12 protein-coding genes are annotated in these 15067 nt (G+C 59.2%); 4 read left to right on the top strand and 8 right to left on the bottom strand.

The genetic code is table 11. The annotated features are described in order from the left end of the window. The first annotated feature begins 49 nt into the window (after positions 1 to 49). Positions 50 to 232: a hypothetical protein gene (locus tag ABJ99_RS22750; protein WP_054087734.1), complete on the top strand. Its 183-nt coding sequence runs from the start codon at positions 50 to 52 to the stop codon at positions 230 to 232. 4 nt (positions 233 to 236) lie between these two features. On the opposite strand, the gene bipL is transcribed toward ABJ99_RS22750, so the two are convergent. After that, positions 237 to 1178, bottom strand: coding sequence for a phospholipase BipL (gene bipL / locus ABJ99_RS22755; protein WP_054087735.1), 942 nt, complete (start codon positions 1176 to 1178; stop codon positions 237 to 239). 291 nt (positions 1179 to 1469) lie between these two features. Between bipL and ABJ99_RS22760 the strand changes: the two genes are divergently transcribed. Next, a complete protein-coding gene (locus ABJ99_RS22760; RefSeq protein WP_054087736.1) occupies positions 1470 to 3857 on the top strand; it encodes a penicillin acylase family protein in 2388 nt (795 codons plus the stop codon). Between the two features lie 214 nt (positions 3858 to 4071). Here ABJ99_RS22760 and ABJ99_RS22765 read toward each other — a convergent pair whose 3' ends face one another. From ABJ99_RS22765 to ABJ99_RS22795, 7 genes are all read right to left on the bottom strand, one after another. After that, positions 4072 to 4953: an ABC transporter permease subunit gene (locus ABJ99_RS22765; protein ID WP_007252728.1), complete on the bottom strand. Its 882-nt coding sequence runs from the start codon at positions 4951 to 4953 to the stop codon at positions 4072 to 4074. Next, entirely contained in the window at positions 4950 to 5870 is a 921-nt protein-coding gene (locus tag ABJ99_RS22770; protein ID WP_054087737.1) for an ABC transporter permease subunit, read from the bottom strand. Before ABJ99_RS22770 ends, ABJ99_RS22765 begins: the two co-directional genes overlap by 4 nt. Continuing rightward, positions 5867 to 7009, bottom strand: coding sequence for a polyamine ABC transporter ATP-binding protein (gene potA, locus ABJ99_RS22775; protein ID WP_054087738.1), 1143 nt, complete (start codon positions 7007 to 7009; stop codon positions 5867 to 5869). The genes ABJ99_RS22770 and potA overlap by 4 nt, the downstream gene beginning before the upstream one ends. Before the next feature lie 55 nt (positions 7010 to 7064). After that, positions 7065 to 8159 carry a polyamine ABC transporter substrate-binding protein gene (locus ABJ99_RS22780; RefSeq protein ID WP_054087739.1) on the bottom strand — a complete coding sequence of 365 codons (1095 nt, stop codon included), beginning with the start codon at positions 8157 to 8159 and terminating at the stop codon, positions 7065 to 7067. 171 nt (positions 8160 to 8330) lie between these two features. Further along, positions 8331 to 9428: a polyamine ABC transporter substrate-binding protein gene (locus ABJ99_RS22785; RefSeq protein WP_054087740.1), complete on the bottom strand. Its 1098-nt coding sequence runs from the start codon at positions 9426 to 9428 to the stop codon at positions 8331 to 8333. A 130-nt stretch (positions 9429 to 9558) separates the two neighbouring features. Next, on the bottom strand, positions 9559 to 10926 hold the full coding sequence (locus tag ABJ99_RS22790; RefSeq protein WP_054087741.1) for an aspartate aminotransferase family protein: 1368 nt from the start codon (positions 10924 to 10926) through the stop codon (positions 9559 to 9561). A 68-nt stretch (positions 10927 to 10994) separates the two neighbouring features. Next, on the bottom strand, positions 10995 to 12353 hold the full coding sequence (locus ABJ99_RS22795; protein WP_007252722.1) for a glutamine synthetase family protein: 1359 nt from the start codon (positions 12351 to 12353) through the stop codon (positions 10995 to 10997). Positions 12354 to 12948: 595 nt separating this feature from the next. Here ABJ99_RS22795 and ABJ99_RS22800 point away from each other — a divergent pair. Both ABJ99_RS22800 and ABJ99_RS22805 read left to right on the top strand, forming a co-directional pair. Continuing rightward, positions 12949 to 14325, top strand: a complete 1377-nt coding sequence (locus ABJ99_RS22800) for a glutamine synthetase family protein (RefSeq protein ID WP_007252721.1) — start codon at positions 12949 to 12951, stop codon at positions 14323 to 14325. Positions 14326 to 14566: 241 nt separating this feature from the next. Beyond that, positions 14567 to 15067 (top strand): TetR/AcrR family transcriptional regulator (locus tag ABJ99_RS22805; protein ID WP_054087742.1); only part of this gene is annotated, 501 nt, incomplete at its 3' end.

Here is a 15067-nt window from a genome sequence, read left to right on the forward strand (position 1 = left end):
CGCCTTCAGGCTACAAAGCGCCTGAGTTCAAAAGAATGGACGCTATCGTATGAAAGACTCTATCGCCCTGCTCGCCACCGCGGTCGCCATGGCTTTCTTCGCCTGGCTGTTCTGGAGTTCTCTGGGCCAGGATGCCTTCGCCGTCCTCGGCACGCTGATGGTGGTGGTGCTGACCGTCGATAACTTCCGCCTGCGCCGACAGGTCAAGGCGTTGCAGGCTGGCAAGGTCTGAGACCTTAACGCATTCGTGCGGAAAGAAAGTCCAGATACCGCTCACGCATTTCCGGCGATTCATTCGCCAGGTGATGGCGAGCGTGGCCGAGCATGAGGATTTGCGGCTGGCTGAATTTGTCTTTCAAGACCGTCAGGTTGTGCGACCAGTCGACCGTCATGTCTGCCTCTCCCTGAACGATGATCGGGCTGCGCTGGCTGCGGGGGGCGCCTTCAATACGCCTGACCCACTTTTCCAGCGCCCCCACCCACGCGGTCGGCAGGCGATTGGGCTGCAAGGGGTCTGCCAGCAGAAAAGGCAGGAACGCCGGGGCATTGGAGTTTTCCGTAAAACGTCGGGCGATGCCGTTCACGAATGGCCGGAGCAGGTGATAACTGACACGCGACCAGCCCCAGGCTCTTGGCCTGACCAGTGGCGCCAGCAGGATCACTTCACCTTGCGCCGGCGTGTCAGTACCGTGATGAAGCAGGTGATCCGTGACGATGGCACCGCCCATGCTTTGCCCGCAAAGGTGCCAGGGATGCGGCAATCCAAGCCCTTCGGCCTCGTGCAGCAGGCGTTGCAGCACCACCTGATACTCGGAGAAATCGTTGATGCTGGCCCGATTGCCGCTGGACAGCCCATGCCCCGGCAGGTCGCAGGCGATAACCGCAAACCTCTGATCCAGCGCCCACTCGATCACATGGCGGTACAGCCCCATGTGGTCGTAAAAGCCGTGAAACAAGAACAGCGTGGCGACCGGGCTGTCGGGTAGCCACACCTGGCCCACAATCTCGTAGCCCGCGACGTCGAGACGCCCCAGCCAACTGCGTATGACGCTTTCGCCGCCCAATCCGGCAAGACCATAGAAGCGCTGATAGGCCAGCCCGTCCATGGAAAGCGGATCGGTGATATTCAGCGGCAGCAGGCTGGCGCGCAGTTTATCGGGGTCAAACGTGGCGGACATGTGGCTTCCAGATTCCGGCAAACGGTGAGTAAAATTGTGTAGCGATATTCTTCTGTATGCTCCGGCATGGCAAGCTGCGCCGCCGCAATTGCACACTTGAGTCATGAATGAGTTTTGTCGGCACGGGCCCATGCGGCAACTAACACGATCTTCATGTTGGCTCTGCATTCAATCGCGGTAGGATTTTGCGCTGTATTGCCCGAGCGTCGCGCCAGTCCGTTGCCGTATTGCACAACCATAGCCTGCACCCATGCCTCACGCCATTCACCACGTTACACACAGAGAAACCGCATGAAACGCAGCCTCGTCATTCTTGCCATCATTATCGCCATTCTTGCCGGCGGCGCTGGCTGGTACATCAACAGCAAGCAGCCATTGCGTGATGGCGAGATCTCGATGAGCCGTCTTCAGGCGCCGGTCACCCTGCGTTACGACGACCGCGGCGTCCCGCACATACGGGCTGAAAACGAAGCGGACCTGTACCGGGCGCTGGGTTACGCCCACGCGCAGGACCGGCTGTTCCAGATGGAAATGCTGCGCCGTCTGGCGCGTGGCGAACTGGCCGAAATCCTTGGTCCGAATCTGATCGAGACCGACACCCTGTTTCGCAGCCTGCGCATTCGTGAGCACGCTGATGCCTATGTCGCCCGTCAGGACAAGAACTCTCCCACCTGGAAAGCGCTGGAAGCCTACATTGATGGCATCAACCAGTATCAGGATACCCACGCCAAACCAATCGAATTCGACGTACTGGGCATCCCGAGACGGCGCTTCACTGCCGAGGACACGCTCAGCGTCGGTGGCTATCTGGCATACAGCTTTGCGGCAGCCTTCAGGACTGAACCGCTGCTGACCTACGTGCGCGATCAGCTGGGTCCGCAGTATTTGCAGGTATTTGATCTGGACTGGCACCCGGACGGCGTGCTCGACTCGAAGCCGGCACTGGCCAGCGCTGACTGGAAAAGCCTGAATCAGCTGGCACAGTTGAGCCACAAGGCGCTTGAAGACGCCGGCCTGCCGCAGTTCGAGGGCAGTAATGCCTGGGTGATTTCCGGCAGCCGGACACAAAGCGGCAAACCGATCCTCGCTGGTGATCCGCATATCCGCTTCTCGGTACCGTCGGTATGGTACGAAGCCCAATTATCTGCGCCGGGTTTCGAGTTGTATGGGCACTTTCCGGCGCTCAACCCGTTCGCATTTCTGGGCCACAACATGGATTTCGGCTGGAGCCTGACCATGTTCCAGAATGACGACGTGGACCTGATCGCCGAAAAGACCAACCCCGAGAATCCGAATCAGGTCTGGTATCACGGCCAATGGGTGGACATGACCCGAACCGAGCAGCAGATAGCGGTGAAAGGCCAGGCCCCGGTCAGCCTGACGCTGCTTGGGTCGCCGCACGGCCCGATCGTCAACAACGTGGTGGGCAAGAACGCCGGTAAGGCGCCTATCGCTATGTGGTGGTCATTCCTGGTGTCCGCCAACCCGGTGCTCGATGGTTTCTACGAGGCCAATCGCGCCGACACACTGGACAAGATGCGCAGCGCAGCCGAGAAGATCCAGTCGCCGGGCGTTAATATTGTCTGGGCCAATGCCAGCGGCGACATTGGCTGGTGGGCAGCGGCGCAACTTCCGATCCGCCCGGAAGGCGTCAACCCTGCCTTCATCCTGGATGGCAGCACGGCGCAGGCCGATAAGCTCGGCTTCTATCCGTTCAGCGCCAACCCGCACGAAGAAAACCCGGCGCGGGGTTACATTGTGTCCGCCAACTTCCAGCCGACATCGCCGACCGGCATGCCGATTCCAGGCTATTACAACCCGGCCGAACGTGGCCAGGAACTGAACCGCCAGTTGAGCGATTCAACGGTGAAATGGGACTTGAACGCCAACAAGGCATTGCAGTTGGGAACCCGCACCGATTATGCGCCGAGCATTCTCAAACCGTTGATACCGGTGCTGCGCAGCGTCGTCAGCGACCCGGACGAGCAAGCGCTGGTCGAGCGACTGGCCAACTGGAAAGGCGATTACCCGGTCGACTCGGTCGGCGCCACGTTGTTCACCCAGTTCCTGTTCGATTTGACTGAAGAGACTTTTCACGACGAGCTGGGCGATGCCTTTTTCGAAACCCTGCTGTCATCACGTGTCTTGGACTCTGCCCTGCCGCGCCTGGCCGCCAATGCCGATTCGCCGTGGTGGAACAACCGCAACTCGCCCCACGAAGAGAGCCGCGCCAACACCGTCAAGGTCGCCTGGCGGGCCAGCATTTCGCACCTCAAGTCGCTATACGGCAACAACCCGGATGAATGGGTCTGGGGCAGGGCTCACACCCTGACTCAAGGTCATCCGCTGGGCTCGCAGAAGCCGCTGGATAGAATCTTCAACGTCGGCCCGTACGCAGCGCCGGGCACCCATGAAGTGCCGAACAACCTGTCCTCCAGCATCCGCCCTGCCCCATGGCCCGTCAGCTACGGCCCCTCGACCCGCCGCCTGATCGACTTCGCCGACCCGGCTAACAGCCTGGGCATCAACCCGGTCGGCCAGAGCGGCGTAGCGTTCGACAAGCATTACTCGGATCAGGCAAAAGCCTTTGTGGGTGGCGAATACATGCCGCAGCGGTTTAGCGAGAAGGACGTGGCGGAGCATACAGAAGGGGTTTTGCGGTTGGTGCCGGGGGAATAGCGATCTTGCCCGCTAAAGATCGGACGCAGAGCGTCCAGAGCTGCGCTCCCACGCTGGAGCGTGGGAGCGATGATAATGGCGCTTCTGTCCGTAGGGCGCGGGAGCGATGATAATGGCGCTTCTGTCCGTAGGGCGTGGGNTCACGCTTCCTTGCTCGCTCCCACGCCCTGCGGGCAGAATCAAGAGCGGATTTGCGTATCACGCACGAAGGTCCTCACGCCGCTGGCGCACGCCTTGGGTCGGGTTGCTTCCAGCCGTCTGCGGCGCTTTCTTCGATGGCTTGCTGGATCGCGCGTTTGCGGTTGTTTTCCGCGCGGCGGGTGAAGAACCAGACCAGGAAGGTCGCCAGTGACACGGCCAGCAGGATCAGGCTCGCGACGGCGTTGATCTCAGGCTTCACACCCAGCCGCACGGCAGAGAACACTTCCATCGGCAAGGTCGTCGAGCCGGGCCCGGAAACGAAGCTGGCGAGCACCAGATCGTCCAGCGACAGCGCAAACGACATCATGCCCCCGGCAGCCAGCGACGGTGCGATCATCGGGATGGTGATCAGCAGGAACACCTTCCACGGACGCGCGCCCAGATCCATTGCGGCTTCTTCGATCGACAGGTCCAGCTCGCGCAAGCGCGCCGACACCACCACCGCCACGTAGGCCGCGCAGAACGTCGTGTGGGCGATCCAGATGGTCATGATGCCGCGTTCCTGCGGCCAGCCGATCATCTGCGCCATGGCCACGAACAACAGCAACAGCGACAGACCGGTGATCACCTCCGGCATCACCAGCGGCGCCGTGACCAGCCCGCCGAAGAACGTCCGCCCCTTGAAGCGGCTGATGCGGGTCAATACAAACGCAGCCATCGTCCCCAGCGCCACCGCCGCAATAGCGGTGTAACAGGCGATTTCCAGTGAGCGCATCACCGAGCCCATCAGTTGCGAGTTGTCCAGCAGGCCGACGTACCATTTCACCGACCAACCGCCCCAGACCGTCACCAGTTGCGAGGCGTTGAACGAGTAGATAACCAGAATCACCATCGGCGCGTAGATGAACAGCAAGCCGAAAACCAGCATCAGGTTCGAGAATCGAAAGCGGTTCATGCCTTGCCCTCCAGTTCTTTGGCCTGACTGCGGTTGAACAGGATAATGGGCACGATCAGCACCAGCAGCATGATGACTGCCAGCGCCGAAGCCACCGGCCAGTCACGGTTATTGAAGAATTCCTGCCACAGCACACGGCCGATCATCAGGGTTTCCGGGCCACCGAGCAGCTCGGGGATCACGAATTCGCCGACCACCGGGATGAACACCAGCATGCAGCCGGCGATCACGCCGTTCTTGGACAGCGGCACGGTGATTTTCCAGAAGCTGTTGAAGGTACTCGAACCCAGGTCGGACGCGGCTTCCAGCAGGCTGGTGTCGTGCTTCACGAGGTTGGCGTACAGCGGCAGGATCATGAATGGCAGGTAGGAATAAACCACGCCGATGTACACCGCCAGGTTGGTATTGAGGATCTGCAATGGCGCGTCAATCAGGCCCAGCCACATCAGGAAGGCATTGAGCAGGCCGTTATTGCTGAGAATGCCCATCCACGCATAGACGCGGATCAGGATCGCGGTCCAGGTCGGCATCATGATCAGCAGCAACAACACGGTTTGCAGGTCTTTGCGGGCGCTGGCGATGGCGTAGGCCATCGGATAACCGATCAACAGGCACAGCAAGGTGCTGATGAAGGCCATTTTCAACGAGCCCAGATACGCTGAAACGTACAAGTCATCGCCACTGAGCAAGGTGTAGTTGGCGAAATTCAGGGCCATCTGCAGCTTTTCGTCGGCGTAGCTGAAGATCTCGGTGTACGGCGGGATGGCGACGTCGGCTTCGGCGAAGCTGATCTTGAGTACGATCAGGAACGGCAAGGCGAAAAACAGGAACAGCCAGAGGAACGGCACGCCAATGACCATCTGCCGCCCGGAGGGCTTTACGCGCTCGAAAGCGCGCTTGATCTTGCGCATTTTCATGAGCGCAGTACCACGCCGCTGTCGTCTTCCCACCAGACGTAGACTTCATCGCCCCAGGTAGGTCGCGCGCCCTGACGCTCGGCATTGGCGACGAACGACTGCACCAGCTTGCCGCCCGGTAGCTCGACATGGAACACCGAATGGCCGCCCAGATAAGCGATGTCGTGAACCTTGCCGCGTGACCAGTTGTATTCGAAAGCCGGCTGCTCGGTGGTGATCAGCAGTTTTTCCGGACGCAGGGCGTAGGTGATGTGCTTGTCTTCCACCGACGTACTGACGCCGTGGCCGACATAAATGTTGCGCTCCAGCTCCGGGCTGCGGATCAGGGCATGGGCTTCCATGTCCTCGATCACTTCGCCTTCGAACAGGTTGACGCTGCCGATGAACTCGCAGACCAGACGGCTGGTCGGGGTTTCATAAATGTCGATCGGGCTGCCGATCTGCGCGATCCAGCCCAGGTGCATGATGGCGATGCGCTCGGCCATGGTCATGGCCTCTTCCTGATCGTGGGTCACCATCACGCAGGTCACGCCGACGCGCTCGATGATCTCCACCAGCTCCAGTTGCATCTGCGAGCGCAGTTTCTTGTCCAGCGCGCCCATCGGTTCATCGAGCAGCAGCAGCTTGGGTTTCTTGGCCAGGGAGCGAGCCAAGGCCACACGCTGGCGTTGACCGCCGGAAAGCTGATGCGGCTTACGCTTGGCGTATTGGGTCATCTGCACCAGCTTGAGCATTTCAGCCACGCGCGCTTCGATTTCCGACTTGGCGAGTTTGTCCTGCTTGAGGCCAAAGGCGATGTTGTCGGCCACGGTCATGTGCGGAAACAGCGCGTAGGACTGGAACATCATGTTGATCGGACGTTCGTACGGCGGCATGTCGGTGATGTCAACGCCGTCGAGGTAGATACGCCCCTCGGTCGGACGCTCGAAACCGGCCAGCATGCGCAGCAGCGTCGACTTGCCGGAGCCCGAGCCGCCGAGCAGGGCAAAGATCTCGCCCTTGTTGATTTGCAGGGACACGTCGTCCACCGCAATCGTCTCGTCGAACTTCTTGGTGACCCGATCGATCCTGACCAGCACCTCTTTGGGTTGCTGACCGCCTTCGATGGCTTTCTTGTAGGCGCCGGAGGCAACTGCCATGGGTGAAACTCCCAACAGGTAGGCAACCCGGCCAAAACGACCGGGTGCTGAAAAGTTATTTGCCCGACTTGACCTTGGTCCAGCTGCGGGTCATGAGACGTTGCACCTTGGGTGGCAACTCGCTGTTCACGAACAGCCGGTCCAGCACTTCCTGTGGCGGGTAGACGGCTTGGTCGGTACGGATGCTTTGATCCATGAATTCGCCGGAGGCGGGATTGGGGTTGGCGTAGCCGACTTCATCGCTGACCTTGGCGATCACTCTGGGGTCGAGCATGTAGTTGATGAAGGCGCTGGCTTCCTTGATGTTTTTCGAATCAGCCGGAATGGCCAGCATGTCGAACCACAGGTTGCCGCCCTCCTTCGGAATGCTGTACGCGAGCTTCACGCCTTTGCCTGCTTCTTCGGCGCGGGACTTGGCCTGGAACACATCACCCGAGAAACCGGCCGCAACGCAGATGTCGCCGTTGGCCAGATCAGTGATGTATTTGGACGAGTGGAAATAGGTCACGTAAGGACGAATCGCCATGAGCTTGGCTTCGGCCTTCTTGTAATCGGCTTCCTTGGTGCTGTTGGGGTCCAGCCCCATGTAGTTGAGCACCGCTGGCAGCATTTCATCGGCGGAATCAAGGAACGCTACGCCGCAGCTTGAGAGCTTCTTGATGTTCTCCGGCTCGAACAGCACGGCCCAGGAGTCGATCTTGTCGACGCCCAGTGCCGCCTTGACCTTCTCGACGTTGTAACCGATGCCGTTGGTGCCCCACAGGTACGGCACGGCGTACTGGTTGCCAGGGTCGTTCTTCTCCAGACGCTTGAGCAGCGCCGGGTCGAGATTCTTGTAGTTGGGCAGCAGCGACTTGTCGAGCTTCTGGAACGCGCCCGCCTTGATCTGCTTGCCGAGGAAGTGGTTGGACGGCACGACCACGTCGTAACCGGTGCGCCCGGCCAGCAACTTGGCTTCCAGGGTTTCGTTGGAGTCGAACACGTCGTACATCGGCTTGATGCCAGTGGTGGCTTCGAAGTCCGCCAGGGTGGTCTTGCCGATGTAATCGGACCAGTTATAAATATGCACGGTGGATTCAGCCTGAGCACTGAGGGTCAGTGTCAGCCCGGTAGCCGCCAGCAAGGCTTTGGAAAAAATAGAAATAGACAAAGAATGAGTCCTTTTAACAGAGGGGCCTGAGCGCCGGAGGGCGTCCGGAAAACCAAACCGGCGCGCAACTTACCGCCTATGAGTGCAACCAGCAAAGGTTTAGGCAATATTCCTGTCTGCAGGATGCTGCGCGGCCAGGGCTACGCAGCATCCACAGGTTTCATGACAGGTTTATTTACCTGACTTAATCTTGGTCCAGCTACGGGTCATGATCCGCTGGGTAGCTGCCGGCAGGTCCGCAATTGCATACAGTTTGGCCTGGACGTCAGCAGGCGGGTAAACGCCCGGGTCACTGGTGATTTCCTTGTCGACCAGCGCTGTCGCTGCCGCGTTACCATTCGGGAAACGCACGGCGTTGGTGATTTCAGCCATGATTTCCGGCTTCATCAGGAAGGTCATGAACTTGTAGGCACCCTCGACGTTTTCGGCATCCTTGGGGATGGCGACCATGTCGTAGAAGCTGCCAGCCCCTTCTTTCGGAATGTTGTAAGCAACTTTGACCTTGCCACCAGCCTCTGCGGCGCGCGACTTGGCCTGATAGATATCACCCGAGTAGCCGACCGCGACACAGATGTTGCCGTTGGCCAGGTCCGAGATGTACTTGGACGAGTGGAAATAGCCAATCGACGGACGAATCTTCATGAACAGCGCTTCGGCTTCGGCAAGCTGCTTCTTGTCTTGAGAATCGGTCGGGTAGCCCAGGTAATGCAGCGCAATTGGCAGCATTTCCGTTGGCGAATCGAGGAAGCTGATGCCGCACGACTTCAGCTTGGCAGCGTTCTCGGGCTTGAACAGCAAGTCCCACGAGTTGACCGGCGCATCCGCACCCAGCGCGGCCTTGACCTTGTCCGGGTTGATACCGATACCGATCGAGCCCCACATGTACGGGAAAGCGTGCTTGTTGTCCGGGTCGCTGACCGATACGGCCTTGAGCAGCGATTCGTTCAGGTTCTTCCAGTCCGGCAGCTTGGACTTGTCCAATTCCTGATAAACACCGGCCTTGATCTGCTTGGCGAGGAAGTTGTTGGACGGTACGACGATGTCATAACCGGACTTGCCGGCCAGCAATTTGGCTTCCAGCGTCTCGTTGCTGTCGAAAACGTCGTAGACCACCTTGATGCCCGATTCTTTCTCGAACTTGGCAACGGTGTCCGGCGCGATGTAGTCGGACCAGTTGTAGACGTGCAGCACTTTGTCATCGGCCTGCGCAGCAGTGGCCACAACGCCCATCAGGGACAGCGCGAGAAGGGTCTTGCCAAATTTTTTCATGCGTAGCTCCACTGTATTTTTATCACTGACCATCGGTTAGCGGCTTGTAGCCATTAGTCTGGCAAGTTCCAGGGCACGCTTTCAAGCTGCCCCTTGTTAAACAACGCACATCCCCGCACTTTCTGCAGATTCAGCCCTGCAAGGCCGCCAGCGTCAGATCGAGGCACTTGCGGGCTTTATCCACCAGCTCATCGATTTCCGCAAAACTGATCACCAGCGGTGGCGCAATGATCATGGTGTCGCCCACAGCGCGCATGATCAGGCCATTCTCAAAGCAGAAGGTTCGACAGATCATGCCCGCGCCCTTGTCGGTGTAGCGCTCGCGGGTGGCCTTGTCCTTGACCAGCTCAATGGCACCCAGCAATCCGACACCGCGCACTTCACCCACCAGCGGGTGATCGCTCAGCTCGCGTAAACGCTTTTGCAAATACGGTGCCGTTTCCGACTTGACCCGTTCGACGATCTTTTCTTCGCGCAGGATACGAATATTCTCCAGCGCGACCGCTGCCGCCACCGGATGCCCCGAATAGGTAAAGCCATGATTGAAATCGCCGCCCTCGTTGAGCACCGCGACGATGTCGTCATGCACCAGCAGGCCGCCCATCGGCACGTAACCGGACGTGAGCCCTTTGGCGATGGTCATCATGTGTGGCTTGAGGCCGTAGAAATCGCTACCGAACCACTCACCGGTGCGCCCGAAGCCACAGATCACCTCATCGGCGACGAACAGGATGTCGTAGCGGGCCAGGATTTCCTTGATCTTCGGCCAGTACGAATCCGGCGGAACAATCACACCGCCCGCGCCCTGAATCGGCTCGGCAATGAATGCGCCGACGTTCTCGACGCCCAGCTCAAGGATTTTCTGCTCCAGTTGCTCGGCGGCCCACACGCCGAATTCGTCGGGCGTCAGGTCACCGCCTTCACCGAACCAGTACGGCTGCGCAATGTGCGCGATGCCCGGGATCGGCAAGTCGCCCTGCTCGTGCATGTACGTCATGCCACCCAGACTGGCACCGGCAACCGTGGAGCCGTGGTAGCCGTTGAAGCGGCTGATGATGGTTTTCTTGCTCGGCTGGCCTTTCAGTGCCCAGTAATGACGAACCATGCGCAGCATAGTGTCATTGCCTTCCGAGCCTGAACCGGTGAAGAACACGTGGTTCATGCCCTGCGGAGCGATCTCGGAAATGGCCTTGGCCAGCTCCAGCACCGGCGGGTGAGCCGTCTGGAAGAACAGGTTGTAATACGGCAGCTCGCGCATCTGTTTGCTGGCGGCATCGGCCAGCTCTTCGCGGCCATAACCAATAGCCACACACCACAGACCGGACATGCCATCGAGGATTTTGTGACCCTCGCTGTCCCACAGATAAACACCCTCGGCGCGGGTAATGATGCGCGGGCCTTGTTCTTTCAGTTGTTTGTAGTCGCTGAAGGGTGCCAGGTGATGCTCGCTGCTCAGGGTCTGCCATTCGAGGGTTTGCGGATTATTGTTGGCACTCATGCAGCACTTCCTTTGTTTCAGGTCAGTAATCAGAGCGCCGCGCTGAGGTGCGGCGGCGCTCTGCGGGGTCAGACGGCGAAGAGCAGGAATTCCCGCTCCCACGAACTGATCACACGCTTGAAGTTTTCATGCTCGGCGCGCTTGACCGCGACGTAGCCGATGATGAATTTCTTGCCCAGGTACTTCTCGATGGTCTTGCTGTTTTCCATGCGCTCCAGTGCGTCTTCGATGGTCAACGGCAAACGCAGGTTGCGACGCTCGTAGCCGCGCCCGACCACCGGCGCACTCGGGTTGATGCCTTCGACCATGCCGATGAAGCCACACAGCAGGCTGGCGGCGATGGCCAGATACGGGTTGGCGTCGGCGCCCGGCAGGCGGTTTTCCACGCGCCGGTTTTGCGGCCCGGCGTCCGGCACCCGCAGGCCGACGGTGCGGTTTTCTTCGCCCCATTCGACGTTCACCGGTGCCGAGGTGTCGGGCAGAAAACGGCGGAACGAGTTGACGTTGGGCGCGAACAGCGGCAACAGCTCGGGAATGAATTTCTGCAAACCGCCGACGTGGTTGAGAAACAGCTCGCTCATGGTCCCGTCTTCATTGGAGAAGATGTTCTTGCCGGTCTCGATGTCGATGATGCTCTGGTGCAAATGCATTGCGCTGCCCGGCTCGCCGGTCATGGGCTTGGCCATGAAGGTCGCCGCGACGTTGTGCTTGAGCGCGGCCTCACGCATGGTGCGCTTGAACACCAGAATCTGATCCGCCAGCGACAGGGCATCGCCGTGACGGAAGTTGATCTCCATTTGCGCCGTGCCGTCTTCGTGAATCAGCGTGTCCAGATCAAGATTTTGCAGCTCGCACCAGTCGTAGACGTCCTCGAACAGCGGATCGAATTCATTGGCGGCTTCAATCGAGAAAGACTGGCGCCCGGTCTCAGGACGCCCGGAACGGCCGATAGGCGGCTGCAACGGGTAATCCGGGTCGTCGCTGCGCTTGGTCAGGTAAAACTCCATCTCCGGCGCCACAATGGGCTGCCAGCCCTGATCGGCGTAGAGCTTGAGGACCTTTTTCAGCACGTTGCGCGGCGACAACTCGATGGGGTTGCCTTGCTTGTCGTAGGTGTCGTGGATCACCTGCGCGGTAGGCTCCACGGCCCAGGGCACCAGATACACCGCGTTCTGGTCGGGGCGGCAGATCATGTCGATGTCTGCCGGGTCCAGCAACTCGTAGTAGATCTCGTCCTCCACGTAGTCGCCGGTAACCGTTTGCAACAAAACGCTTTCAGGCAGACGCATGCCCTTTTCAGCGATGAATTTGTTGGTCGGCGAGATCTTGCCGCGAGTGATCCCGGTGAGGTCGGACATCATGCATTCGACTTCGGTAATTTTGTGTTCTTTCAACCAATCGGTGAGCTGGTCGAGGTTGGTACTCATAAATACCTCAGGGTTTTCATGTCCTGATCGCGATCAGGCGTTTTCTAGACGCATCGGCGTCATGGTGTACAACTCGTTTCGGCAAGAGCCGATTAGGGGTAAGGTGGCACTTGTCGGCTCGACATCCCAGACAGCCACCGTCACACAGACATGGCAGCTATAGTGATAGTGTCGGGTAGTGAGCGTAGAACAGGCGGGCCCCGCTGGCCGCTCGGGGAATGGCGCAATGTGCGTCAAAACACCACGAGCTCTGATATCACAGGCATGATGAGCGCTGTACGGGCTGGATATCTGCGTGCCGGTCGGCGGTCGGTGAAGCATCGAACACCCGCTGTTGTTGCGCCATGGGTTGCGATCGAGCTTAGCCTCGTTCATTTTTTTATACAACAACCCGTTAAAGATAGAAGACAGGCTGCGGCAGCGCGTATTTGACGCTGGCCAAAAACAGGATAAAACGCCCTAAATAGCAGCAAAAAAGGCCAAATGGCGCAGTTTTAGGGCAAAAAAGGCTCTATTGACTTCATCATGGCTTTCGGATTGACTGAGATCCGCAATCATTGATGATTGATATTTTTAACAACAAAGGTGTTGCATCATGTCGGTACCCCCGCGTGCCGTTCAGCTTAACGAAGCGAACGCGTTCCTTAAGGAACATCCTGAGGTTCTGTACGTTGACCTTCTGATTGCAGATATGAATGGTGTGGTGCGTGGCAAACGCATCGAACGCACCAGCCTCCATAAGGTTTACGAGAAGGGCATCAACCTGCCTGCCTCTTTATTTGCTCTGGATATCAATGGCTCCACGGTGGAAAGCACTGGCCTGGGCCTGGACATCGGCGATGCTGACCGAATCTGTTATCCCATCCCTGACACCCTGTGCAACGAGCCCTGGCAGAAGCGCCCTACCGCGCAATTGCTGATGACCATGCACGAGCTCGAAGGCGATCCGTTTTTCGCTGACCCGCGTGAAGTATTGCGCCAGGTCGTCGCCAAGTTCGATGAAATGGGCCTGACTATCTGCGCCGCGTTCGAGCTGGAGTTCTACCTGATCGATCAGGAGAACGTGAACGGCCGTCCGCAACCGCCCCGCTCGCCGATCTCCGGCAAGCGTCCGCACTCGACACAGGTTTACCTGATCGACGATCTCGACGAATACGTCGACTGCCTGCAGGACATTCTCGAAGGTGCGAAGGAGCAAGGCATTCCTGCCGACGCCATCGTCAAGGAAAGCGCCCCGGCGCAGTTTGAAGTGAACCTGCACCATGTTGCCGATGCGATCAAGGCGTGCGATTACGCAGTGCTGCTCAAGCGTCTGATCAAGAACATCGCCTACGATCACGAAATGGACACGACGTTCATGGCCAAGCCCTATCCGGGTCAGGCAGGGAACGGTCTGCACGTCCATATTTCGATTCTGGATCGCGATGGCAAGAATATCTTCACCAGCGAGGATCCCGAGCAGAACGCCGCATTGCGTCACGCGATCGGCGGTGTGCTCGAGACCCTGCCGGCACAGATGGCATTCCTGTGCCCGAACGTCAATTCCTACCGTCGCTTCGGTGCGCAGTTCTATGTCCCCAACTCACCCACCTGGGGCCTGGACAACCGCACCGTCGCCGTTCGCGTGCCCACCGGTTCGGCGGATGCCGTGCGTATCGAACACCGCGTTGCCGGCGCCGATGCCAACCCGTATCTGGTGATGGCTTCGGTACTGGCGGGCGTGCATCACGGTCTGGTCAACAAGATCGAACCGGGCGCTCCGGTGGAGGGCAACTCATACGAACAGCATGAGCAAAGCCTGCCGAACAACCTGCGCGACGCACTGCGCGAGCTGGACGACAACCCGGTCATGGCCAAGTACATCGATCCGAAATACATCGATATCTTCGTGGCTTGTAAGGAAAGCGAGCTGGAGGAGTTCGAACACTCCATCTCCGACCTTGAGTACAACTGGTACCTGCACACAGTCTGATTGAGGCTGAACACTACAAAACGCCGCAAAGCCTGGAGCTTTGCGGCGTTTTTGTATCCGGATAAGCCCGAAAACGCGGCTTCTGCCCGGAGGGCGTGGTAGCGAAGTGTCGCCCGGTCCGCTCCCACGGCCTTCGGCCAGAATCAGAAGTAGACGTGCATGTAGCTCTGCGCGAGAACGATCAAGATTCGCTCCATCAGAATCCCTTACAATGCCGCCAGCCCATCCAAGAGCCACGCCCATGACACGCGCCGCCACCCCTCGCAAACCTCAAGCACGCAGCCAGGCCAGGATCGACTCGATTCTCGACGCCGCGCGCACGTTGCTTGCCGAGCAAGGGGTGGCCAGCCTGTCGATCTACAGCGTTGCCGAGCGCGCCGGTATTCCGCCTTCGTCGGTGTATCACTTCTTCGCCAGCGTTCCGGCGCTGCTTGAAGCACTGACCGCCGACATCCACGCCGCTTTCCGCGCCTCGCTGCAGGCGCCCATCGATCACGATCAGCTCACCACCTGGCGCGACCTGTCACGCATTGTCGAACTGCGCATGCTCGCCATCTACAACGCCGACGCCGCCGCCCGCCAACTGATCCTCGCCCAGCACGGCCTGACCGAAATCAACCAGGCAGACCGCCAGCACGACATTGAACTGGGGCACTTGATGCTTGAGGTGTTTGATCGCCACTTCCAACTGCCTGCGCTGCCGGATGACGTGGACGTGTTTGCGCTGGCAATGGAACTGGGG

It is taken from the genome of Pseudomonas syringae pv. cilantro (assembly GCF_001293775.1).
Lineage (GTDB): Bacteria > Pseudomonadota > Gammaproteobacteria > Pseudomonadales > Pseudomonadaceae > Aquipseudomonas > Aquipseudomonas syringae_P.

Excerpts from the sequence above, each read along its gene's own strand:
- potA (WP_054087738.1), bottom strand. The coding sequence starts at position 7,009 with ATGGCAGTTGCCTCCGGCGCCTACAAGAAAGCCATCGAAGGCGGTCAG.
- ABJ99_RS22750 (WP_054087734.1), top strand. The coding sequence starts at position 50 with ATGAAAGACTCTATCGCCCTGCTCGCCACCGCGGTCGCCATGGCTTTC.
- ABJ99_RS22800 (WP_007252721.1), top strand. The coding sequence starts at position 12,949 with ATGTCGGTACCCCCGCGTGCCGTTCAGCTTAACGAAGCGAACGCGTTC.
- ABJ99_RS22770 (WP_054087737.1), bottom strand. The coding sequence starts at position 5,870 with ATGAAAATGCGCAAGATCAAGCGCGCTTTCGAGCGCGTAAAGCCCTCC.
- ABJ99_RS22785 (WP_054087740.1), bottom strand. The coding sequence starts at position 9,428 with ATGAAAAAATTTGGCAAGACCCTTCTCGCGCTGTCCCTGATGGGCGTT.
- ABJ99_RS22790 (WP_054087741.1), bottom strand. The coding sequence starts at position 10,926 with ATGAGTGCCAACAATAATCCGCAAACCCTCGAATGGCAGACCCTGAGC.
- ABJ99_RS22795 (WP_007252722.1), bottom strand. The coding sequence starts at position 12,353 with ATGAGTACCAACCTCGACCAGCTCACCGATTGGTTGAAAGAACACAAA.
- ABJ99_RS22765 (WP_007252728.1), bottom strand. The coding sequence starts at position 4,953 with ATGAACCGCTTTCGATTCTCGAACCTGATGCTGGTTTTCGGCTTGCTG.
- bipL (WP_054087735.1), bottom strand. The coding sequence starts at position 1,178 with ATGTCCGCCACGTTTGACCCCGATAAACTGCGCGCCAGCCTGCTGCCG.
- ABJ99_RS22760 (WP_054087736.1), top strand. The coding sequence starts at position 1,470 with ATGAAACGCAGCCTCGTCATTCTTGCCATCATTATCGCCATTCTTGCC.